The sequence below is a fragment of the Holdemania sp. 1001095H_141210_F2 genome (genome assembly GCF_015558105.1).
Classification (GTDB): domain Bacteria; phylum Bacillota_I; class Bacilli_A; order Erysipelotrichales; family Erysipelotrichaceae; genus Holdemania.
The window spans coordinates 92,730-117,001 of record NZ_JADNPO010000004.1 but is presented as its reverse complement, the minus strand read 5'-3'; the positions used below and the strand labels follow the sequence as shown (position 1 = coordinate 117,001).

The 24,272-nt window shown below is 46.2% G+C and carries 18 protein-coding genes and 2 pseudogenes; 17 read left to right on the top strand and 3 right to left on the bottom strand.

What is annotated here, in order from left to right; all coding sequences use genetic code 11:
• Positions 1-48 precede the first annotated feature (48 nt).
• From I2G61_RS04125 to I2G61_RS16360, 5 genes and pseudogenes are all read left to right on the top strand, one after another.
• Positions 49-2,415, top strand: coding sequence for a hypothetical protein (locus tag I2G61_RS04125; RefSeq protein WP_195547957.1), 2,367 nt, complete (start codon positions 49-51; stop codon positions 2,413-2,415).
• Entirely contained in the window at positions 2,393-3,112 is a 720-nt protein-coding gene (locus I2G61_RS04120) for a S24 family peptidase (RefSeq protein ID WP_195547956.1), read from the top strand. The genes I2G61_RS04125 and I2G61_RS04120 overlap by 23 nt, the downstream gene beginning before the upstream one ends.
• A gap of 583 nt (positions 3,113-3,695) precedes the next feature.
• Positions 3,696-4,025 (top strand): annotated as a pseudogene (gene tnpA, locus I2G61_RS04115) (IS200/IS605 family transposase); the annotation flags it as partial.
• 151 nt (positions 4,026-4,176) lie between these two features.
• Positions 4,177-4,569 (top strand): annotated as a pseudogene (locus I2G61_RS16365) (class I SAM-dependent DNA methyltransferase); the annotation flags it as partial.
• Between the two features lie 201 nt (positions 4,570-4,770).
• Positions 4,771-5,082, top strand: a complete 312-nt coding sequence (locus I2G61_RS16360; RefSeq protein ID WP_229100669.1) for a hypothetical protein — start codon at positions 4,771-4,773, stop codon at positions 5,080-5,082.
• A gap of 367 nt (positions 5,083-5,449) precedes the next feature.
• On the opposite strand, the gene I2G61_RS04105 is transcribed toward I2G61_RS16360, so the two are convergent.
• The gene (locus tag I2G61_RS04105) at positions 5,450-5,794 is read right to left on the bottom strand and encodes a transposase (RefSeq protein ID WP_195547954.1); all 345 of its coding nucleotides are present in this window, start codon (positions 5,792-5,794) and stop codon (positions 5,450-5,452) included.
• A gap of 642 nt (positions 5,795-6,436) precedes the next feature.
• Here I2G61_RS04105 and I2G61_RS04100 point away from each other — a divergent pair.
• From I2G61_RS04100 to I2G61_RS04090, 3 genes are all read left to right on the top strand, one after another.
• A complete protein-coding gene (locus I2G61_RS04100) occupies positions 6,437-7,867 on the top strand; it encodes an RNA-binding domain-containing protein (RefSeq protein WP_195547953.1) in 1,431 nt (476 codons plus the stop codon).
• 65 nt (positions 7,868-7,932) lie between these two features.
• Positions 7,933-9,171, top strand: coding sequence for an amidohydrolase family protein (locus I2G61_RS04095; protein ID WP_195547952.1), 1,239 nt, complete (start codon positions 7,933-7,935; stop codon positions 9,169-9,171).
• 56 nt (positions 9,172-9,227) lie between these two features.
• Positions 9,228-11,333 (top strand): LamG-like jellyroll fold domain-containing protein, encoded by a 2,106-nt coding sequence (locus tag I2G61_RS04090; protein ID WP_195547951.1) that lies wholly within the window; start codon positions 9,228-9,230, stop codon positions 11,331-11,333.
• Positions 11,334-11,649: 316 nt separating this feature from the next.
• Here I2G61_RS04090 and I2G61_RS04085 read toward each other — a convergent pair whose 3' ends face one another.
• Positions 11,650-13,242, bottom strand: coding sequence for a hypothetical protein (locus I2G61_RS04085; protein WP_195547950.1), 1,593 nt, complete (start codon positions 13,240-13,242; stop codon positions 11,650-11,652).
• Between the two features lie 293 nt (positions 13,243-13,535).
• Positions 13,536-14,093 carry a DUF5662 family protein gene (locus I2G61_RS04080; RefSeq protein ID WP_072684440.1) on the bottom strand — a complete coding sequence of 186 codons (558 nt, stop codon included), beginning with the start codon at positions 14,091-14,093 and terminating at the stop codon, positions 13,536-13,538.
• Between the two features lie 141 nt (positions 14,094-14,234).
• On the opposite strand from I2G61_RS04080, the gene nusB reads away from it, so the two are divergent.
• From nusB to dinB, 9 genes are all read left to right on the top strand, one after another.
• Positions 14,235-14,612: a transcription antitermination factor NusB gene (gene nusB, locus I2G61_RS04075; RefSeq protein WP_039865145.1), complete on the top strand. Its 378-nt coding sequence runs from the start codon at positions 14,235-14,237 to the stop codon at positions 14,610-14,612.
• A complete protein-coding gene (xseA, locus tag I2G61_RS04070; RefSeq protein WP_072684441.1) occupies positions 14,609-15,940 on the top strand; it encodes an exodeoxyribonuclease VII large subunit in 1,332 nt (443 codons plus the stop codon). The genes nusB and xseA overlap by 4 nt, the downstream gene beginning before the upstream one ends.
• Positions 15,937-16,158, top strand: coding sequence for an exodeoxyribonuclease VII small subunit (xseB, locus tag I2G61_RS04065; RefSeq protein WP_006060764.1), 222 nt, complete (start codon positions 15,937-15,939; stop codon positions 16,156-16,158). The genes xseA and xseB overlap by 4 nt, the downstream gene beginning before the upstream one ends.
• Positions 16,155-16,997, top strand: a complete 843-nt coding sequence (locus tag I2G61_RS04060) for a polyprenyl synthetase family protein (protein WP_195547949.1) — start codon at positions 16,155-16,157, stop codon at positions 16,995-16,997. The genes xseB and I2G61_RS04060 overlap by 4 nt, the downstream gene beginning before the upstream one ends.
• A 24-nt stretch (positions 16,998-17,021) precedes the next feature.
• Complete coding sequence (gene dxs, locus I2G61_RS04055) at positions 17,022-18,887, top strand: 1-deoxy-D-xylulose-5-phosphate synthase (RefSeq protein WP_072684442.1); 1,866 nt, start codon at positions 17,022-17,024, stop codon at positions 18,885-18,887.
• A 23-nt stretch (positions 18,888-18,910) separates the two neighbouring features.
• Entirely contained in the window at positions 18,911-20,581 is a 1,671-nt protein-coding gene (gene recN / locus I2G61_RS04050) for a DNA repair protein RecN (RefSeq protein WP_072684443.1), read from the top strand.
• A gap of 232 nt (positions 20,582-20,813) precedes the next feature.
• Positions 20,814-21,818, top strand: coding sequence for a SpoIVB peptidase (spoIVB, locus tag I2G61_RS04045; protein ID WP_072684445.1), 1,005 nt, complete (start codon positions 20,814-20,816; stop codon positions 21,816-21,818).
• Between the two features lie 163 nt (positions 21,819-21,981).
• Positions 21,982-22,815, top strand: a complete 834-nt coding sequence (gene spo0A / locus I2G61_RS04040) for a sporulation transcription factor Spo0A (protein WP_072684446.1) — start codon at positions 21,982-21,984, stop codon at positions 22,813-22,815.
• Positions 22,816-23,040: 225 nt separating this feature from the next.
• Positions 23,041-24,234, top strand: a complete 1,194-nt coding sequence (gene dinB / locus I2G61_RS04035) for a DNA polymerase IV (protein ID WP_072684447.1) — start codon at positions 23,041-23,043, stop codon at positions 24,232-24,234.
• Positions 24,235-24,272: the final 38 nt, after the last annotated feature.

Sequence of the window (24,272 nt, the reverse complement as noted above, 5' to 3'; positions counted from 1 at the left end):
AAATTCATAGATATAGATTCTAGAGTAAAGACGGGTTAGAGAGTTGTTATGGATAAAGTTGTAAAAACAGGGCTAAAAATTGACCTACATATTCATTCTGCTGCATCAGCGCATAAGGATGGAGTGAAAGTCAAGAATAACACCCTGGAAAATATAGGAATATTGATTGAAAAATTAAATGACAATGAAGTGAATTTATGCTCCATTACAGATCATGATACTTTTTCATACGAAATGTACCAGGGATTAAAAGCAGCAGAATCTATGGATAACTCAATACAAAAGGTGCTTCCAGGTGTTGAGTTCTCGGTTTGCTTCGCAAGTGAAGGCAAAGAAAGTGTTATTCATGTTGTTACGATCTTTACTGATGAGGATGGGGTCAAGGTTCAAAAACTAGAGAGTATTTTGAAAAATAATAGGCCAAATTACAATGATGCGTATAGAGAAGAAGAATTCTTGGCGCTTCTTAGAGAAGTTGACATGAATACAATTTTAATTGCTCACCAGAAAAACACATTAACAAGCCGCAATCCCAGAAAGAATGACGCCAATAGCCTGGGGAACCAACGATTTTTAGAATTTGTTTACACAGACTATTTTGAAGCGTTTGAGTTTAAAAATAGAAGAAACGAGGTTCTGAACAAGACATTTTTGTTTCAGCAAGATATGGAACAAAATATTCGCTTTGTAACAGGGACTGATTGTCATGATTGGTCGGTGTATCCCTCTGAGACTCCTGAAAGTCTGCTAACTGATGCGTTTCCTTATACTTTTGCTAAGTGTCTTCCTACTTTCAAAGGATTGGTTATGGCAATCACTGACCACAACCGATTGAAATGCGTTAATAGTTTTTTTAATGTTGACAAAAAAACACTTGAAGAAATCAAATTTGAGCATGATGGCGAGACGTTCGCTATACCATTATCCAAGGGAATAAATGCAATTATTGGAGATAATTCTATTGGTAAGTCGTTGCTGTTGCATGCACTCACAGGCTACAAGAAAAAGGCACAATCATTACCAGCGAAAGTGAAAGACGGATATAAAAGATATCTGAAAGACAATGGAATATTAATAAAAAAACAACTTCAACCTGAAGATATTTTTTGCTTTGACATGCAGGGCGAAGTTCGTTCCAAGTTTGAAGAAAATAAATTAAATGCTTCTGAATTTTTGAAAGAATATTTTCCTCCGGATGTAAATCCTCTTCCCTATAGGAGTGTCTTGAATGCGGAAACAGAACGCATGTGTCAATACCTGTCACGCAAGTTCGAAATGGATAAGCGATTAGAAGAGCTTTTATCATTCCCGATTGTCATAGATGATAGTACAGCAGAAAGTATGACCTTCGTGAATAATACAAGAAGCGCTAAACAAACATCCGAGAAAGAAACCGAAATATCTGGAAAATTAGAGGCAATTATTGTAGCTGTAAATGAGATCTCACAGATGGTTACAATTAAAGATGATCAGGATGAATTAGCAGGTATTTTAAAACGCTTGCAGAACATGAAGGGACGATATGATTATCTGGTAGATACAGTTGATAAAGAAAATACAAGAATAGAAACTGTTCATAAAATCCTGACTTTAATTTCAACTAGACACCGCAAAACGGTTAGTGATCGTCAAAAAAAGCAATCATCTTTTACTGAGCGTACAGCTGATGTAAAAAGCAGAATAGTAGAGCTTATACGTTATGAACGTGCCCTTCAAGTATATAAGCCTAATGTGAAAACTCAAAAAATCTTGCCTCACAGCAATCAAATATTGGATTATGAATTTATTTCAAAACTGAATATAGATGAAATAAGCATTGATTATTTCAACAGTGTTCTATCCAAAACATTAAAGGTAGGGAAAAAAATCAACTGGAAGACAATAACGGAAAATGATTTAAAGGATATGCTGTTGCGCTATGACGACACAGAGGTACTGCAATTTTTTAAATCTGCAATTAATGAGGTATTGGATCAGGATTTCTCTGCGAAGTATTCAATTATCAGCCAAGGAACAGATAAGTATGCGGAGATGTCTTCGGGCTTAGATTCTAAAATATACTTTGACTTGCTTTGTTCGGAAACACACCATGATGGTGTTTATTTGATTGATCAGCCAGAAGATAATATTTCCCAAAAGGCAATTAGGGATTATTTGCTGGATCGTTTCAAAAACATGGGAGAAGTAAGACAAGTCATCATGGTGACACATAATCCACAATTTATCGTAAATTTGGATGTGGACAATCTTATCTTCTTATCTAAAGATGAAAGCGGCTTAAAGATTAGATCTGGTGCACTTGAATATGAATGCCCAGAGTACAATATTCTGGATATCGTGGCTCAAAATATTGATGGAGGGCTTGATTCAATTCGAAAGAGGTGGAAACGGTATGAGAAGACGGCTGTACTTTGACTATTCGTCGGCTGAAAATAGCTACATAATACAAGAAGATGGAAGTAGTATCTTCCGTATTAATGGCAATACTTTGAAATTTGTGTCTCTTGAATTTTATAATGGTGTGTATGCCGGCAACAAATCAACTGCAATCGATTTTGAAAACAAAATTGCTGACAATTCTTCTGATCCATTGAAAAAAGGTCGCTATATTTTCGATTGGATCAAAGAAATTTTTAAAGCCATTGAGGAAGAATTACCTGACCCTGAAAAAGCTGAAGGCCAAGACAACGAACAAAAAGATAACGAATTTGCTCTCATTGATGAAACACAGTCCACCTCCGAAAGCAAGAAAATAATTCCGCTATTTGATTGGCCAGCTTGTGCTGGAGATGGTTTTTATTTTGATCAGGCCAATGTTCCCTTTGAGAGGATTGAAGTAGATAACCTAAATGCCGATTATGCCGTAAAAATTTCCGGTAGAAGTATGGAACCTACCATTGCAGATGGTTCTGTTGTAATGGTAAAACAAGTGGATGTGTTGTCAAACGGTGATATTGGCATTTTTAGCATTAATGGAGAAATCATGTGTAAACGCTATTGTATAGACGATGCAGGTATTATCCTAATGCCAGATAATCAGTCAGGCGACTTTTGTGATATTGATGTTTCGAAAGTAGAATGTGCAATTCAGGGTAAAGTGCTTCTTGAATAGTACTAACTTTATAGTGGCTACAAATGTTTGACTGATACAATTGTTTCGGGAGAGCTTCAAGTAGGCTCTGTAAAAATGTCTTTATACATGCTATAATACTCCTAAACCACCCAATCATCCGTCTCAAGCAAAACCTCTGATAGGATGCCCCAGATAGATTTTTGATAGCAAAAGTCTGAATAGACCTTAGGATAAGGATAATCTGCATCAAATAAAACCACGACGAATTAAATCCCCTATACAAAAAAGTTTAGAAATGAATTTAACTCGGCGAGTGGGAATAATATCAGCGCTCTGAAAAAGCTCAGTATGACTGGGTCAGACTGTAGACAAACTCAAAAAAGAGGAAGTCGGCAGTTTTTATGATACGGAGAAATCCACAGAAGGTGGATTCCGGGAAGACTTAAGTCGGTTGAGCAGGCGAAGCCAGCGAAACAAAAAACCACCCGCTATGCGGGTGGGCAAAAAAAGTTATACAGTGGAATCACCTTTCCGAATAAAATAGAGTTGTTCAAGCTACTATTAAGAAAGGAAAGGTGATTCAAATGGCTTGAAATACAATTCATTAGCCCACACAGCATGAATGTGCAAATATCACATTGTGTTCATTTCTAAGTATAGAAGAAAAGTGATCTATAATCAAAATCGAAAAGATTTGATCAATATCATCAAAGCACTGTGCAAATACAAAGGGATAGAGATCATAGAGGGGCATATGATGCCGGATCATGTGCATTTGCTGTTAGCTATTCCGCGAAAATACAGTGTATCCTCATTCATGGGATATTTGAAAGGGAAATCAGCGCTGATGATGTTTGATCAGCATGTAAATTTGAAATGCAAGTTTGGGAATAGACACTTTTGGGCAGAAGGATACTATGTAAGTACAGTGGGGTTGAATGAAGCGACAATCTAAATTTCATCAAGCGTTATAACCCCACCGCCGATGCGCGTTTGTTTGAACAGGGAATCAACCCTGAGTCTTACTCAATCTGCCTTGCCTGAGATGATGATTAAGGGTCAGAACGCAGAAAACATCTGCTACCAGGACACCGAAGGCAGACCGTTTTAAGGGCACCAGGATGCGCTTTGTAATTGAGAACTCGTCTTTTGGCACTCCTTGGGGCGGCAAGGATGCAGCAAAGGGTGTGGAACAGGCTGTTCAGTCTGAATATGCCAAGGGCTTTAACGGTCGTTGGGGTGCAGATCTGCCTGGTTCCGGCGATATGCAGATGCTGTTCCTGCAGTCTGCCGTTGACAAGATGGAGAATAATGTTGGCAGAGCTGCTATTATTTCTAACGGAAGTTCGTTATTTATTGACAGCATCGCTTTTGGCGAAAGTCAAATTAGAAAGTGGATTATAGAAAATGATTTGTTGGAAGCTATTGTAGCATTACCGATGAATTTGTTCTATAACACTCCTAGTGCAACATATATGGTTTTTTTCCAAGAATAAGCGCCCTGAACACAAGGGGAAAATCCAGTTGATTGATGCATCCAGCTCCTTCAAGAAATTGCGTAAGGCTCTGGGTGACAAGAAAAACGAAATCTCTCTCGAAGATTGCTCATCATTATCAAACTGTATGCTGACTTCGTGGAAAACGAATACTGTAAGATTTACTCCAATGAGGAGTTCATTTACCATGAGTACGCTGTTATGCAGACGTTGCAGCGCAGCTATGCTATTGCCGAAGACCACATTCAGACTATGCTCTCTAAAGATTCTTTGTCTTCCTTCTATGATTCAGCTAAGGTTGAAGAACTGGAAAATATGGCTGAACCCACTGGCAAGGATATCAAAAAGCTAGAAGCATACCAGAACAATTCGCCTGTGTACGAAGCTACAACTGTGTCTGATGAGGTCAATTATTCTCCTGTGGTATTCCTGCCTGTGCCAACCAAGGTGCTGTCACAGGCAACCGCAGATAAGAAGCGGATTGAGAAGATTGCGGATGGCCATTTGTTATAGATAAGAAAGACGAAATTCAGCGTGATCGTAAGGGCAACATCATCTATGGCAAGGATACTAAAGATACCGAAAGTGATAGCTCTGCTTTTCACAGAAATGTCTGTACTTCTCGGAAAAGGCATTAAGCAAAAGAGAACGAACGCAGTCCACATGCCAGAAATCTCGGCGTAATCCACCCATTTTAGCTGCCATCAGGTCTGACAGGGCTGTTAAAGAGCTGATTGACACCCGGATAGGTCATATCTAACAAAGCTATAAGATTGGAATTGGCCGAGACTTTTTGGGATTTAAAAAAACTCGAACTGAGAATTGTAAAGTTGAAGCTAGGTATGTAATTCATCCATATTCGTATACTCCTCAGAGAATCTCAGTTCAGGAAACCACACCTGCAGATTTTCTTCGCATCGGCAGGGTCGTTCTTCACATTGCAAAGAGAGTTATCGTCGAATTGCTTAATCAGCTTAGGATTGACAACGCTGACAAAGATTCTTTCCTTAGAAAGCTGTTCGACGATAGGAAGGGGGTAACGGCCAGTGCTTTCGACAACAGCACGGACATCCCTAACGATGGCCGCAAAGGACTTCGCCAGCTTCTGAATATCAGACTGACTTTGAGAGACAGTGAAAGGCTTTCTGATAAGGCTCATATCTGAATTGAAGATGGCAATACCGTTCTTGGCTTTGGCGGCGTTGATACCAATAAGATAGCTCATAGAGACACCCCTCTGAAGAGTGATCTCCTGGAGGTTAAACGAACGCGATGGAAAGGATATCGGCTCTACTTACTTAAATCGAACGGCTGCAATGAGCAATTGACTGACTTCTTGACGAACGTATATTCATAGCATAGTTCTAGAAGAATGACGTCACACCATCACCTCTACATTATATAGCTTGAACAACGAGAAGATCAAATTATGACTGGATACCATGATTTCCGATCCCAATATTATATTAGGAGGAGGGTCATAAGAAAGCGAGTCGGAAAAGACAAGGGAGTCAACACCACGAATGGACTGAGAAGAGACACAATCCTCAGAGAAATGAAGATGAGTGTCTTTTAAATTGAGAGCAGATACGATAGAATGAGTAATAAACATAATGAGATTTCCTTTCCGTATGGTGTAGTAACTTTATTGTAACGGAAATTCTTATCTATGTCTCTTTTTTGCAAACAGAACGTTTTGTAGAGAGGCAAAATGAATCCTCAAATTTTAAAAACTATGGTATAATTCAAAAATATGATAAATCAGCAGCTATTAAAAAAGTGTAGAGTGAACTTTGCGTGAATTACATAAAATTATGTCGAAGTTAAGATAGAGTAATAAAGTAAATATAAATAAGGAGAACTGTGAATGAATAGAAGAAGAGCAGCTATGGATGAAGAAAAAAAGTTACTTGTTAAGCAAGAAGATCATTTTTTGGATTTCAAAAGTAAATTGATTACACCTTCAAAATTACAAGAAAGTTTTGTGGCTTTTGCAAATACTGATGGAGGTGAGTTGTATATTGGAATTGAAGATGAGAAATTCAATGGAGAAAGAATTAATGGATTTATTAAAATAGAAGACGCTAATGATATTTTGGAAACATTATTGGAACAAACTAATCCAGCTGTAGAAAATCTTGATATTGAATTTATTGATTTTGATTCAAAAGGATATGTTTTACATATATTTATACCTAAAAGCTCAAAAGTTCATTTTACTGCGCAAAATAAATGCTTTATTCGAGTGAATGCAAATAAAAAGGAAATTAAAGGAGAAAAAGTACTAGCCTTAGGATATGCAAAAGGGAGCTATCAATATGAAAAGCAAATAGTAAAACATGCTGATTTGAAGGAATTAATTGATTCTTTACAGTTACATAAATATATAGAAAAATTGCAAACTAAATTGCAGCCGGAAAAATTTTTGAAAAAGCAAAGACTCGTCGAAGATGTTGATGGAAAACTATATCCCAATGTGGGAGGTATTTTACTTTTTGACGAGGAACCGCAGGCAACATTGGATACACGCTGCGGAATTAAGTTATATAGAATGAGAACTACGAATTCGGAATATGATAGAAGATTTTTAGATTCCATGCCGATTACAATTAATGGATGTTTAGAGGAGTTAATTGATAGAACCTTAATAGCTATAGACAATATGTTAGAAGATACATTATACAATATAGACGGAAAATATAAAAAAAGTAAATATCCTACCACAGCAATTAAAGAAGTATTGGTTAATGCTATTATTCATCGAGACTATAGCTTAAGTGATGATATTCATGTTATTATTTATGATAATAGAATAGAGATTAAAAGTCCGGGAAAGCTACCTGGATTTATTACGGTGGAAAATATATATGAAGAACGATATTCACGTAATCCCAACATAGTTCGTATGCTTCATAAGTTGCCTGATCCACCAAATCATGATATTGGCGAAGGGTTAAATACTGTAAAAAATGAATTACATCAAGTTGGATTAGTTCCGCCAGAAATTGTAGAAACTGAAAATTCTGTAGTTATTGTAATAAAGCACACTAAAATTGCTACTTTAGAACAAATAGTAAGAGATTTATTTAGAGAAGATCCAGATAGAAGTATTACAAATAAACAAGTACGAGAGGCAAGTGGAGAGACAGATATTAACATAGTTAAAAAATCGTTGCAGCGACTTCGCAGTGCCAATTACATAAAATTAAAAGAAAATGGTGTAAATGCTTTTAAATATGAGTATATATTAGGAAATGTTGGAAAAGAAGAGTGGATAGATAATAATAAAAAGGGATAGAGGAAATTTTAAACTGGAAATTTCTTATGTTTTTTTGCATTCTCACATATTGGAAAAGGGTAAAAATGAAATTCAAAAACGCATGGGTATTGGATGAAAAACAAAGTTTGGTTCAAAAAAATGTCTATATTGATCAAGACATAGTCGTTGACGCTAATGATGAAATGGAAGAACTGGATTGCAGTCATCTGTTAGTTCTTCCTGGTATGGTCAACGCCCACTTTCATGGCACCAGCACTGTCACGCGCGGCTTGTTTATGGATATGCCGGTGGCGCAATGGCTCAACGACACGCCGCAGGGACAGCTTCAACAACGATTTGTCAATGCGTTAAACCACTGCACAGAGGAAGAAAAGATTCAACTGTCGCTGTATGAATATATGTCGATGCTGAAGCAAGGCATAACGACCGTTTTTGACTGCCGCTTGTTTCAACAAGATTATCAAGCCAAGAAAAGAGCTGGCGAGCTGTGCGGAATCCGTCTGACTTTGGAAGCGGATGATCCATCACAATTAGAAGATCAAGAGCTGTTAAAAACAGCGCTGCCGTTGCCGGAGGAAAGCAGCTGGTCACAGGATCGCTGCAGCCAAGCACAGTTCTGGAAACAAAATCATCCGCAGACAATGTTCAAAGCGCATTGCATGGAAACGGATCTGGCCGCTGAGGCCATTCGATCCAAAGGCTATCAACATACGATTGAAGCTTATGCTCAAGCCGGTATGCTCGATGAACACAGTGTTCTCATTCATAACTGTAAAGCTCCGGCAGAGGCAATCCAGCTTGCCGCAAAACGAGGCGCACGGATGATCAACTGTCCAATCTCCAATCTAAAGTCGCAGAACGGCGTCAGTCCGCTGAAAATGATGCTCGATCAGGGGATTGAAATTGGGTTGGGCACAGATTGGGGAAGACTGCAGTTCATGGATGTTATGAAATGTGAGTATCTGCTTCTGCGGGATCAACATGTTCTCAATCCAGCGCAAATCGTCTGGAAAATGGCGACCGAGTGGGGTGCGCGCTGCTGCGGGTGGCCGCAGACCGGCTGTCTGAAGCCTGGAATGCAGGCCGATCTCATTTTTATCCGAATGGACGAGCCGGATTTTCAGCCGCTGATCAGCACGCCGCAGTTCAGCGACGTTCTGCAGAACTGGGTTTTCGACGGCCGTTCGGAATGGATCGAACATGTCATGGTCGCCGGGCAATGGAAAGTCAAAAATCGGAAAGTTTGCGTTCTTAACGAAGCTGAGCTGATTGTCCAACAGCGGCAGCTGATGAAGAAACTGATATCGGAAACCTTGAAGTAAGCATGGTGTTCATGCTTATTTTCTTGTATACTAAAAGATAAGAAAATAAGAAAGGAATGATTTCTCTGTCAATCTTGAACAAAATGATCCTTTTACTGCTGAGTCTCTGTCTGCTCGGCGGTTGTCAGAAAAATCCAAAGACAACGCACGTGGCCGATACCAGTCTGGCGGCGGATACTGCGGAGGTCGAATATTACAACTCAACGAAAGCTCCGGAATGGACATGGCGCGAAGGGATTAAAATGGATGCCTATCTTTTAACCAGCGACGCGGAGCATACGATGGAAAGCACGATCCTGAACGGCAGCGATACTGCGACCCTCAGCTTCTGGATCAAGCCGTCGACAAACGTTCCGGATCTGCCGCTGATCTCCGTAGTCAACGAGCAGCAGGAAATGATGAAGCTGACCAACCTGACGGTCCGGGAAGACGGAACTTTGCAGGGAATGGCGCTGCAGATGAAAGCTGAAGGGCAGGAACAGTGGCTGATTTCCAACAGCGAATTTACGCTGAATACCCATCGCTACAATCAAATTGTGATTGTTTTTGAAGGAACGCAAGCAACGGTCTATCTCAATGGACAGGCGGCAATGACAGGGCAAATGAGCGCTTCGATCAATCAAATCGAAAAATCTTGGCTTGTCGTCGGCAAGGATGCGATTGCTTACGGCGATTGCATGGAAGGACAGTTTCAGGATTTTCAGATTCGGAAAAAGGCCCTGAGCGCTTCAGAAATCGAAGATGAGTTTGACCGTTTTTATCCAGAGGTATTGCTCAGTGAAATCACCATTCCGAATGCGGAAGATCTGCGAGAAAACCCGACGCTGTATCCTGAAGTGGACAGCCAGTACGAAGCCCAATGGACCAGCAGCAATCCAGCTTTTTTGAAAGTCGAAAACAACGAAGGCGTGATCACCGTTCCAACTCCAGAGCAGGGGGATCAACAGATTACGCTGACGCTCTCAACCAAAATCAAAAACCGTCAGTTCCAACGCGACTTCCCGATCACAATCCGGGCCCAGACGCCGGCAACCCGCTTGCTTCGGGACGTCAAAGCGCTGCCGATTACATTGGGCTCATTGCTGAATGCGGGGAGTCCGCTGCCAACAGTGGGCGAAAATGACAGCGTGATCGAATGGAAGGTGGTTTCGGGTGAAATTCGATTGGAAAACAATGTTCTGATCAAAATAAATCCGGAAGAAGAACGTGTGCCGGTCCAGCTGGAAGCGACGCTCCGGCAGGGGGATCAGCAGGAAACAATAACGATCGAAGCCGTTGTGCTTGACGCCTATGCCGGTTATATCTTGTCGTATTTCAACGGCGATCTCGGAAAGGAAACGGGAAAGCTGGCGTACAGTCTGGACGGTCTGCACTGGACTGATTTGAATCAGGGCCAGGCCATTCTGACCAGTAAGCTGGGAACCGGACGGGTCCGCGATCCGTTTATCGGCCGCGATGCCGAAGGTCAATTTGTGATTCTGGCGACGGAAGGGTATGATAATCCTTCGATCTATGTCTGGAAAAGCGAAGACCTTGTGAATTTAAGCGATCATGGACTGCATCGGATCGCTTGGTTCGACAAAGGATTGTACAGCACCGGAAGCCGGGCCTGGGCGCCGGAAATGACGTATGATCCCGTTGCCGGGGAGTATGTGATTTATTATTCCGATGCGCAGGATCCGAAAAGCGGATCCATGTTTGCGGTGACTACCCAGGATTTTGAAACCTTCACTTATCCCAAATCGCTGTTCAATCCCGGCTATAAAGTGATCGACGGTACAATCCTGCGCATGCATGGTCAGTATTGGATGCTTTATAAAGATGAACGTGAGGCGGCGCAGACGATCTTCTATGCGGGCACCCAGGATCTGACTGCGGGGTTTACCCGTCGTTATGATGATTTGTTCATCTATAACCGCAAGTATATTGAAGGACCGTTTACGCTGCCGTCGCTGCATGAGCCAGGCGTGTTCTATCTATACGTAGACAATTACCCGAATCAGCGTTTCTATGTCGCCCGCTTTTCTCAATTAGGAGAAGACGCTGATTTTGAGTGGCTCGCAGAAGGCGACTATACGCTGCCCAACAACGACGTCCGGCATGGCTCCGCGATCCCGGTAACGCAGAAAGAGCTTGATCGTATTCTGCAAGCCTATTCCTGATTTTTAACAGTCGGGGATTGAACAGGGCAGCTGAGATCGCCGCGAATCCGCGTTGGACAGTTTGATTTTAATCCATCCATGATTTTAATGAAAAACGTTTCTTACTTGAGTCCTGGCTTCAACCGGACCCGATTTAAGAAACGTTTTTTCTGTAAAAGCGGAAAGATCGGGAATCCGTCTTCTTCTCTGATCTTTTTATTTGCTTTTCGTATTTCAATGTAGGCCTTCCTTGCACCGCAAGTCTTCCTTTTACCGAATCAAATCAGTGATAACAAATTTTCATTCTTTGCACCAGAAGGATAGGATCTTGGACGCTTTAAGCTAATCCGAATTCCCTCCAGACGGATAAAATTGTACTGTGGCTGTGGCCGGTTAATCGGCCGGCCTCTCTGGCAGACAGAAGCGGATGATCCAGTTTCATCTGACAGATCGTCTGAATATCGCAATCTTTGATTCTCTTCTTCGACATGGAAATTTTGAAATTTTTGTTCTGTTTCTCCGCTTGCTCATCGTAGAGCCCGCTTTGTTTCAAAATCCGGTAAACCGCATGACGCTCCATGCCGACAAGCTCGGCAATCTCCTGAGTGGAGGCTTGCGGACGGTCCTTTTTCATCTGGCAGATCTTTTCATTCCGCGCTTGGGTCCGATGATGATAACGCACTTGTTGTCGCTTTACGCCCAGCTTTCGTTCCTTCTGACTGTCATAAATTCCGGCGTTAATCTGGACTTCTTTTACTAAATCCCGGCTGACGCCGAAGTGTTCCGCCAGGGCCCGCACTGACATTTCAGGATTTTTAACGCTCATCTCCAGGATGTTCAGTTTTTCCGATTTCCACGCAACTTTTGTGAGTTCGACCCAATCCAGCTCGGCCAGATCACATTTCAGGATTTGAGACAGTGAGGAGCGAAGCAAATTGGCTTTAATTACTTCGGTCTCGCTTTTCTTACAGTTAATTTCAAGATAGCGCTCAGCGGCGATGCCATGGTCCAGGGCCAGCTTTCTTTTTTGCGCGTCGTTCGCTTTGTTTTTCTTTAACGTATTCTTAAAATAACCAGTGCCTTCCTCATAATGCTGCTTTCCATGCGCTTCCAGGATCACGCCGAAATCCGGCAGATAGAAATCATAGGAAAACGACTGCGCCCACGGCAGCTCTTTTCTGGAAGCTTCCTGAATATAATGAATTTCAAGATGATCCAGCACGGATTTGATCAGCCGGTGAGGAAAGGAGCGTCCGACAGACCAGGAACAGGCGCAGCCGATGGAATGCGTATGATGCAGCGTCGCAATCGCAATCGCTTTTTCGCGCACGTTGCCGCAATAGGGACAACGGAAGCGAAGCTTTTTGTTTTGCCCGCGGGTGTATTGTCGTGCTTCGTCTTCACCGCCGGGAAAGAAGGGGATCATCCAGCGATCGGTTTGGGCGATGGAACGCTTGCCGGACAGAGGCGAATACCGACAGCGGCCGCAGGCGCAGCTTTTTGGCGGCAGAACTCGTTCTTCCGCCATCCAGGTTTTAGCGCCGCACCGCGAACACAGGATCAGAACTTCGCGCTGCGTCATCCGGGGATTGGATTTTAAACGCCCGCGGCGCTGATCTATAATCGTATAATCCCGCCGGGCGTCCGCAAACCGCTGCCCCAGCGACGTAACAAAATCGAAATGGCGCGTTTGAAGGATCCTGCCTAAAATACAATGCTTGACGGAGCTGGCCGGCACCGCGGGAATAATCCTACCGGCATACCGGATATCCAGCACCGCTTCGCCATGATTTCCTTTTCCAGCCCGCAGGATCGTCAGCAGGCCCTGATGATCATCATACTGAAAGGGAACGTCAAAGCCTTCCGACTGATTCCAGGCTATGAAATGACGCGCATCGCGGGGAAGTCCGGATAAATCAATAGAGCGCATGGGATCACCTCACTTTTATCCAACGGATTGTTTCTGAGATAGAACTTAACTGTAAGTAAAAAGAGAATTAAGGAACAGTCTGCGCTTAAAATCCTGATGAAAGCGGGATGCGGAAAGCAAAGCAATGGGGGGGGGGAAGGGCGGCCGCACTGTTTCTTTAGGAATGTATCTTTTTTGCCGGAAGAACGGTCTTCAACAGGAAGAAAAGCGGCTGTTCTGCGCCGCTTGCTTATCCTCTGTAAAAATCTGTTAAACAAGCGATCGGGGCCTTTAAAACATGAATTCAGAATACTTTAAACAACCTCCGAGCGCCGCAAATTCTGCTTGATTTTCTTAAATGCCGCGTCAATCCCGAAATCTCTAACCCATTCCAAATACTGCTGAAGCAGCGCTGCGGTATGCGGATGCATGAACTGCTTGTCGCTGCCCTGAAGGAAATACTCGATCGGCGAAGCGTTTGTATACTTCTCTTTCTGATACGTCTGACACGCTGCGATCCGGTCGCAGACCATCTCCGCGACATACCGCTTCGGCATTTCCACGCAAAATAAGCCCTGACATTGCTTGTTCCGGTCAATCCAATACTCCCAATGGTGCTTGTTATGCCCTTTGTGATGCAGCCAGCCCTCGGAATAGCCTTTGGCTTCTTTTTCGGCGTCAATCGGCGAGCGGTAGCCTTGGAAATAACGCACTCCCGCCCAGAATTCAACCGGGCTGTATTTCGACAGATCATGAAGCAGACCCTGCTTGATCAAGCCCATTTTAAAGCACAGCCGTGTCACCCGCAGCTTGTGCAGTGTAATCGTCTTTAAATGTCCCCAGAAACGTAAGGGGAATGAGGAAGAACGCATATCGATCCTTCTTTCTGTTCTGTTTTTCATTCTATAGGAATGTTAAAAAAAAGGCAAATCAAAAGTCCGCAAAAAGGCATGAGAAAGAGTTTCACCAAACCGTTTTTCATGCTAAAATAATACAATGAGCGGAGGGTTAACATGAACCGACATAGTTGTAGAGAAAAAGCGATGATCTGTTTGTATCAGCATCGTCTGCTGAACAAACCGATGGATGAAATCATTGAGGAAGTCATGGAGATGAAAACCGGAGAGCTGGATGATTTCAGCCGGATTCTGATCCTGGATACCTTGGACAATGAAAACCGATATATCCAATACATTAACGAAACCTTAAAGGATTGGAGCTTCGAGCGCTTAGGCGTTCTCGAACAGGCGATTCTGCTGATGGCGTGCAGCGAACTGGATCACCAGACGGCCTCGGCAGCGATCATCATTGATGAAGCCGTGCGGTTAGCGAAAGATTACTGCGACGACGAAGCCTACCGATTGATCAACGGCGTTCTGGACAGAATATGAGAAACCGGCAGCTGAGCGTCAGCGCCTTAGTCCGGTATCTGAAAGGCAAGCTGGATCAGGATCCGCTGATTCAGCGTGTGATCGTTGCAGGCGAGATTTCCAATTTCACAGCGCATCGCAGCGGTCATTGGTATTTTACATTAAAGGATGAGAAATCACGCATCAGCTGTGTGATGTTTGCTTCCAATGCGGCCCGCTGCAAGTTTATTCCCAAGGAAGGCGACTCCGTGCTGGTGCAGGCCAACACGTCGATCTTTGAAGCCAGCGGACAGCTTCAGCTTTATGTTACGGCGATGAAGCCGACCGGTTTAGGCGATCTGTATTTAAAATATGAAGAATTGAAACGCAGGCTGCATGAGGAAGGTCTGTTCGATCCGGCCCGGAAAAAACCGCTGCCCCAGTATCCGATGCGGATAGTCGTCATCACTGGAAAAAACACCGCGGCGCGCCAAGACGTTGTTACGACGCTGGCCCGGCGGTGGCCGATTGCCCAGGTGAGCGAAATTCCTGTGCTGGTGCAGGGCGAAGGTGCGGCCGCACAGATCTGTGCGGCACTGCGGCAGGCGGACACGTTAGGTTTTGACGTCATGATCTTAGCCCGCGGGGGCGGATCGATTGAAGATCTGTGGTCGTTCAATGAAGAAAGCGTAGCCCGGACGATGGCCGGTTTGCAAACACCGGTAATCTGCGGCGTCGGTCATGAAGTCGACGTCACGATTGCCGATCTGGTCGCTGACCGGCGGGCTCCGACGCCCACCGGCGCGGCTGAGATGGCAACGCCGCAGTTGGCAGAGGTGCAGAGCCATTGTCTGCGCCAGCGGCAGCAGCTGATCTATCTGATGAATCAGAAACTGCGTCAGCAGCGCCAGCGTTATCAGCAGCAGGTTGAAAGCCGGATCTTTCAGGATCCGATGAGTCTGCTTCAGCCGCTTCAGATGCGGCTGGATTACGACAGCTCACGGCTGCAGAACACAACCCAGCGGCTCCGCAGTCAGCGGGCCCGGCTGGATCAGCTGAGCGCAGTTTTATTAAACCAGACCTCGCGTCAGGTCCATCTTCAGCAGCAGCGCTTGGGACAGCTGCGGCTGAATCTGAATCACCATGAGAAACAACAGCTGATGCTTCGCCAGCAGCAGCTGAAAGAAAAGATCCGGCTGCTGGACGCCTATTCCCCGTTAAAGATTCTGGGGCGCGGCTACGGTCTGATCGCTCAGAACGGGCATTTGGTCCGTTCTATCCAGGAAGTTAATGTCAACGAGGAGCTGCGGATCCGGCTGCATGACGGTCAGATCCAGGCCCATGTCAAGGAAAAGGAGGAACAAGCATGAGTGAAAAGCCGACGTTTGAACAGTCAATGGACCGGCTGGATCAGATCGTTTCGCTGTTGGAACGCAATGAAATCGCGTTGGAACAAGCGATCGGATTGTTTGAGGAGGGTCTGAATCTAGTTCAGGATCTCGATACCCAGCTGCAGGGATATGAAAATAAGGTACAGGAACTGATGCTGCGGCATCAGCCGAAAGAAAGTCAGGACGAAAACTTATGATGAACGAATTTGAAGTATTCCTGCAGCGCCAGTGCCGGCTGCTGAAACGTTCCGAGGTTAGCGAAGCGATGGAATATTCGCTGATGGGCAAGGGAAAACGGCTCCGCCCGCAGCTGTTGTTCGCGGTCGCGGAGGGTTATGGACTATCAGCACAGGACGGTTTTATGGCCGCCGGAGCACTGGAAATGATGCATACATATTCCCTGATTCACGACGATCTGCCGGCAATGGATAACGACGATTACCGCCGGGGCCGCAAGACGTGTCATAAACAGTTTAACGAGGCGACGGCAATTCTGGCCGGCGACGGTTTGCTGACGCAGGCCTTTGCCTTAGCCGCCAACAGCAGCGACGACCCGGTCAAAGCGTTAAAAATCGTAAAGGAGCTGGCCTCGGCCGGCGGAGCGGAAGGCATGATCTTAGGCCAGATTAAGGATCTGGAGGCGGAAAACAGCCCGGCTGTAACGCTGGAACAGCTCAAAGAAGTCCATTTGTATAAAACCGGCTGTCTGTTTACTGCGCCGCTGGTCATGGGCGCGATTCTGGCCGGTCAGGACGCGGCCATTTCGCAATGGCGAAGGATCGGCGCACTCATGGGTTTGGCCTTTCAGATTCAGGACGATATCCTGGACGTCACCAAGAGCAGCAAGGAGCTGGGAAAATCAGCCAGCGATCTGGATAACAAAAAATCGACTTATGTCACTTTATTGGGGTTAGGTCAGGCGCAGGATGCGATGACCGAGGTTTACCGTCAGACGCGCGATGCGATCCGTCAGATGAATCTGGATACGCAGCGGCTGATCGCGATTCTGGACGCGATGGAATTTCGTCAGTATTAAGTGAAGATAAGGAGGTTAGCGGAAATGGATTTAACCGATATACACGATCCCGCGTTTTTAAAACAGCTGGATCAGCGGCAGCTTAAAGCGCTGGCGCAACAGATTCGGGAATTCCTGATCGATCATGTCAGCAAGACCGGCGGACATCTGTCCAGCAATCTGGGCGTCGTCGAGCTGACGATCGCTTTGCATAAGGTGTTTGATTCGCCGCAGGATAAAATCTTTTTTGACGTTGGACATCAATGCTATACGCATAAAATTTTAACCGGACGGGCCGGCCAGTTTGATACGCTTCGTCAGTATGAGGGGTTGTCCGGCTTTCAGAAACGAGCCGAAAGTGAGCATGACGTCTGGGAGGCGGGACATTCCTCGACCTCGTTGTCAGCGGCGTTAGGTATGGCGGTTGCCCGGGATCTCAACCATGAACATTACCACATCGTGCCGGTTATCGGCGATGGCGCCCTGGGAGGCGGGATGGCACTGGAAGCGCTGAATCAAATCGGCAGCGAACAGCGCAACATCATCATCATTTTCAATGACAACAACATGTCGATTTCAGAGAATGTCGGTGTTTTGACGCAGAACTTTGCCAAGCTGCGCGCATCCAAGCCGTACAATGCGTTGAAGAATGATCTCAAGACGGCGCTGAATCGAAACAATGTCGGTCAGGTGGTGCTGACCGGCCTGCAAAACATGAAGGACGCGGTGAAAAAAGGCGTGATTGATACCGGCGTGTTCGGTGAATTCGGATTGGAATATCTCGGACCGGTCGACGGCCATGACATCAAGAGCCTGATTCAGATCCTGAAGGTTGCAAAATCCCATCAAGGGCCGGTCGTCGTGCATGTGCTGACGAAAAAGGGCAAGGGTTATTCCTATTGCGAGGAAGATAAAGAAGGTGTCTGGCATGGCGTCGGACCGTTCAATCCCCAGACAGGAAAACCATTGTCGGCCACGCCGGCGGGCTATCTTTCATGGTCTTCAGTTATCAGCGAAACACTGGTTCGTTTAGCGAAGGACAACAAAGATATCGTCGCGGTGACGCCGGCAATGATCACCGGCAGTAAGCTGGAAAAATTCTTCGCGGTTTACCCGGAGCGTGCGTTTGACTGCGGGATTGCCGAAGAACATGCGGCGACGTTCTGTGCGGGACTGGCGATCAGCGGGAAACGGCCGTTTATCTCGTTGTATTCCTCATTCCTGCAGCGCTGTTATGATCAGATCAATCATGATATCTGCCGGATGGATCTTCCGGTCGTGATTGGTATTGACCGGGCCGGACTGGTAGGGGAAGACGGCGATACACATCACGGCGTCTTCGATATCGCGATCCTGCGTTCCTTGCCGAATCTGATTTTAGCGCAGCCTAAAGATGCCGGGGAAGCCCAGCAGCTGATGGCAACGGCGTTTGCCCAGCCGCATCCGATGGCGATCCGCTATCCGCGCGGGACTGCGCTGTATAACGAGCTGGCGCAGGTTGAACCGATTCCGGTCGGCAGCTGGACGCTCGTCAATACGGAACCTGATCATCAATGCACCGTCGTGACCTATGGCCCGGATGTCGATAAAGTCGTATCCAAAGTGCTGACCAATTCGCTGCCGGTTCAGGTTGTCAATGCCCGGTTCTTCAAGCCGCTGGACGAAGTCATGCTGCAGCGGCTGGCGGAGGAAGGCAAGCCAGTTATCGTGTATGAAACAGATATGCTGGCGGGCGGTCTTTCCAGCGCGATTCTGGAATGGGCTGCCGATCATCAGGCGGCGATGACCATCCGGCGCGTCGGCATCGGCGATACTTACGTACCGCAGGGTTCGCTGAATAAAATTCGGCGGCTGGAAGCGATTGATATCCTGAGTTTGTTCGATGTGATTAAAGAATACTGCGAAGCTTAAATCATTCCGGAAGGAGGAAGCTGATGCTTAAACATCTGTATGTCAAAAACTTCATTCTGATCGATGAGGCCGATTTGGATTTTGATGCGGGCTTCAGCGTGTTCACCGGAGAAACCGGCGCGGGCAAGTCGATTTTGATCGACGCGATCAGTTTGCTTTGCGGGCAGCGCGCCCAGGCGGGATTCGTTAAACAAGGCGAAAATAAGGCACTGATTGAAGGCGTCTTTGATTTCTCCACGAATCCGCGGGTGCTGGCATTATTGCAGGAAGCTGGCTTCGATGGGGATGAGGACGTCGTCATTAACCGGGAGATCAGCGCGGAAGGCAAAAGTCAGATGCGTCTGAATCACCGCGTGACCACGGCGAACTTCATTCGCGAGCTGCTGGGACATGAAATTGACATTCATTCCCAACATGATACGCAATATTTATTAAACCGCAATTCGTTTTTAAATCTTTTGGATCAATATCTGGATGACGAAGCGTTATTAGCCAGCGTCAGAACTCAGTTTAAAGCTTACCGACAACTGAATGATCAGCTTGAGGAAGCACGCAGCCCGAAGGCTGAGCAGGACTTGGAATTCCTGCGGTTTCAGCTGAATGAAATTGAACAAGCGCAGCTGAAGCCGGGCGAGGATGAGGAGCTGGAAGCGATCGAACGGCGGATTGCGGCCCGCGAGAAAATCTATCAGCGGGTAGCGGAAAGTCTGGAAATTCTGGATGGTGAACAAAGCGCGGTTCCGCAGCTGTACGAGGCGGCGCGGCTGACCGGCGGATTTCCGGAAGAAACGGAACTGGCAGAAATCAGCGAAGCGTTGAATGAGCACTATTATGGCCTGCAGGATTTGAAAGAACGGCTGCAGCGTTATTTTGAGTCGCTGGAATTCAGCGAGGAACAAATCAACGAAGTTCAGAGCCGATTGTTTGAAATCAATCGTTTAAAGCGAAAATACGGCCGCAGTCTGGATGAAATTCTGGAAAAGGGAGAAAGTTTCCGGCAGCAGTTAAATCAACAGGAGCACCGTCAGGAATACTTGCAAGAGCTGCAGAAACATGTGCAGACCGCCTACAAGCAATTTGAAGAAAGCGCGCTGAAACTGCGCCAGATCCGGCAGCAGAAAGCCCTGGCGCTGCAGAAGGAAGTTGAAATTCATCTGCACGATTTAATGCTTCCGCATGCGCGGTTCATTTTGCAGCTGAAAGACGCCAAGCCGTCGGCGCATGGCCTGGACGAAGCGGACTTCATGATTTCCATGAACCCCGGCGAGCCGGTCCGCTCACTGACGCAGGTTGCCAGCGGCGGTGAATTAAGCCGTTTAATGTTGGGGCTGAAAACGATCTTTACCCGGCTGGAGGGGATTCAGACCGTCATCTTTGACGAGATTGATACCGGTGTCAGCGGCCAGGTCGCAACTGCGATCGGCTTGAAGATGAGTTTATTAGCTCGTGACGCGCAGGTCTTCTCAGTCACGCATCTGGCGCAGGTTGCGGCATGCGCGGATCAACATTACCATGTTACCAAGCGTCAGGGACAGGATTTCACGGAAACCCAAATCCAGTGTTTGAGCAAAGAGGAACGGATTGACCAGCTGGCCCTGATCTCGCAGGGCGAATTGTCCGATACGGCCCGGCAGGCAGCCCAGGAGTTATATCAACGCAATCAAAAGAAAGTGAATGAAGCACGGTCAGTTTGATCGTGCTTTTACTTTCTTCAAAGACTGGCAGGGGCATTCCGCGCTGGAAAAGACTGCGATCCCTTGGACAGCCGCTATTTTCGTTGGAAATATTTTAAAGTTAAATAAATTCCTCGTCTTATTCCAACGGTTATATGCGACGTTTTCCCAGTTGAAACAAAGCCTTGGTAAGATTTTCTGGATATAGTTGAAGCCTGGAAGCGCCATACTATCAGTACTGCGAGGTGAGGCCATGAAAAGAATTTTCGGTTTGACGGCCTTCCTATTGACGTTAACGCTTTTACCCGTTCAGGCCCAGGAGAAAACCGTCATTCTGGGCGGCGATACGATTGCGATCACAGTCAATTACGAAGGCGTTTATGTCAGCGGTATGTATGATTTCCAAGTCAATGGGGAAACGCTGTCGGCAGCGAAGGAAGGGACAGTGCAGGTAGGGGACCGGATTATTGAATCCAATGGCCGGACCGTGTCGACACTGGAGGAACTGTTTGCGAATCTGAAAACGTTGCAGAAAGAGCGGAATCAGGTTCCGGTGACCGTCATCCGCAATGGGCAGCGGGAAGCGGCTTCATTGTTTGTCTGTTATCTGGAAGCAGAAAAGGTATTCAAGACGGGATTGTATGTGAAGGATAAGATCAAGGGTGTCGGGACAATGACGTATTATGATCCGGCGACCAAAACCTTCGCTGCTCTGGGGCATGAAATCGCGGAGGAAGGGCAAAGCCGGCCTGCCGATGTCACAATGGGACAGATCTTTGAAGCGACCGTCGTTTCCGTCCGGCGCTCAACCTCCGGAAATCCTGGTGAGAAAATCTGTCAGTCGGAGAGTCTGGTTCCTATTGGTACGGTCAGGAAAAACACGATCTATGGCTTGTACGGCAAAGTCCAGACACTGCCTTCCGCCGCGCAGAGCGTACCTGTCGCTTCGCGCGAAGAAGTTACCGTGGGCCCGGCGGAAATTTATACCGTCGTGCAGGGAACGACGCCAAAGCGCTACGCAATCCAGATTACCGAGGTGCGCAAACAGAACGGTCAGGCCGTGAAAGGAATCCGCTTTCAAGTTACCGATTCCGCACTGCTCAACCAAACCGGCGGCATTATTCAGGGAATGAGCGGATCGCCAATTCTTCAAAATGGGAAACTTATCGGCGCGGTAACGCATATGGTTACCAGCCAGCCCGACAGCGGTTATGGGATTTACATCGACTGGATGTTGGAGGAAGCCCGGCACGATTAACAGACACAAACTAAGGAAATGCCTGAAATTCAGGCATTTCTTTTGGCTTGAGTTCAAAAACAGGCAAAAAAGCAGAAACTTTTCCATGGACTTCGACCTGTTTCGACTTCTTTTTCAGTTCAAATTCCATAAAATGGAAACATCGAACAGAGGAGTGAACAAGATGAAACAGATCAGAATCCTGTTGTGTGAATCCAACAGCGAGATCAGAGAACAAATGGAACAGGAACTGCGGAAGAAAAACGATTGGCTGCTTTTACCCAGCTGCAAAGATGGTCAGGAGTGTCTGGAACGGATAAGGATGAGCCATCCTGACGTTCTTGTCCTTGACTGCATTATGCCTAAACTCGACGGGATGGAAGTCCTCAGCACATTGAGCCGGGAGGGGATCCGGATAGGAAAAATTTTATGTACATCCAGCTTTATCAACGACTTTATGGTGACGGAAATGCAGAAATATCAGGTCGATTATTTTCTGATGAAACCGGTGGATCCCAAGACGGTCAGCGAGAAAATCGCTCAGGTCTGCAGCTATCAGAAAGTCTCTGCTCCAACCCCATCCACTGCGCCGGCCAACGCCAATGAAAATCAGGATGATGAACGAATGATGCGCCTGCAGCTGGAACGGGAGATCACGGAGATCTTACATGAAATCGGTATTCCTGCCCATATCAAAGGATATATGTACCTGCGCACTGCGATTCTGGAAACTTACTTAAACGTCGATTACCTCGGTCAGATCACCAAGGTGCTCTACCCGGAAATTGCCCGCCGCTATATGACGACCAGCTCCCGCGTGGAACGGGCAATCCGGCATGCAATCGAAGTCGCCTGGAACCGCGGCAACATTGACGCGATTGACGAAATCTTTGCCTATACGATCAGTGCTTCCAAAGCCAAGCCGACCAATTCAGAGTTTATTGCCATGATCGCCGATAAGCTGCGGCTGGAGCATCGGCTGAAGAACAATACCAGCAGCTACGCTAAAATTGGATAACATGATCATCTTTGCACGGAGGAGAAATCTTCCGTTTTTTCTGGTCTGAAAGATGAAAGTTGTTCAAGTCCGTGCTATAATAAATCACGATAGGTTAAAAGCAAAGCTGGGCCATCTGCTTGAATCCTGCGGTGAACCGGAATATTTGACTTGAAACAGGATTGGTTTCTGAAGAAGCAATCAACAAATCTGTTCAATATAAAAGAAAGAAAGGGGGAACGCCGCGTGGGCCGGGTTATTTATCATATTGATTTAAATGCTTTTTTTGCCAGCGCGGAAATTCTCCTTGACCCCCCGCTGGAAGGAAAACCGGTCGTCGTCAGCGGTCTGACCAAGCGCAGCGTCGTGTCCACCGCCTCCTATGAAGCCCGGCAGTTCGGCGTTCACTCGGCGATGCCGATCAACGAAGCCTTGAAATTATGCCCGCAGTTAGTCGTCGTGAAAGGACATCACGGCTATTATGAACAGCTTTCCGAACAGTTCATCTCCTATGTAAAGAAATACACTGACCTTGTTGAACAGGCCAGTATTGACGAATGCTATGCCGATATGAGTCAGGCAATTCATCGTTTCCCGCGGCCGTTGGATTTAGCGTGGCAGCTGCAGCAGGAATTGCTGAGCGACCTGCATTTAAAATGCTCCATCGGCGTCGCCCCGAATAAATTTCTGGCCAAAATGGCCAGCGACATGAAAAAACCGATGGGGATCACCGTCCTGCGGAAACAGGAGGTTCCGGTGAAGCTGTGGCCGCTGCCGATTGAAGACATGCGCGGAATTGGCAAGAAAACCGCGCCGCAGATGAAAGCATTAGGCATTAAGACAATCGGCGATCTGGCTGCGGCCGATCCAGAACAGCTGCGGCCGCTGCTGGGAAAAAATACGATGACCTACATTCAGCGGGCAAATGGCGAGGATGACCGCGAAATCATCAGCGATGCCGAAATCAAATCCATGAGTCAGTCAACAACGCTGAATTATGATTTCTCTACTGAAGAAGAAGTGCGGACACTGTTTCGCAAGCTGGCGAATAAGCTCAGCGAACGCATGATCGAAGAAGATAAAATGGGGACGATCGTTTCCATTTCCATCCGCTATTTCGACTTTAACACCAACGTCCGTTCACGAAAGCTGGATCATCCGGTGTACCGCAGCGAAGACTTGTTTGAGCTGGCGATGGAACTGTTCGATGAAAACTATGAAGATCAGCCAATGCGCCATTTAGGCATTGGCGTCGGTTCGCTCAGCAGCATCCATGATCAGAAAATTCAGATGAATCTGTTTGAAGCGCCGCCCGTCGATCCGGCCTGCGCAACGCTCGATCTCATCAGTCAGCTGAATCAACAGCTTACTTCCGGCGGCAAGCTGACGACCGCCGCGGCGCTGATCAAAAAACCGGTTGATACCCAACACAAGAAATAAGTCTAATCTGTCCTGGCTGTCATACATTGATACCAGGA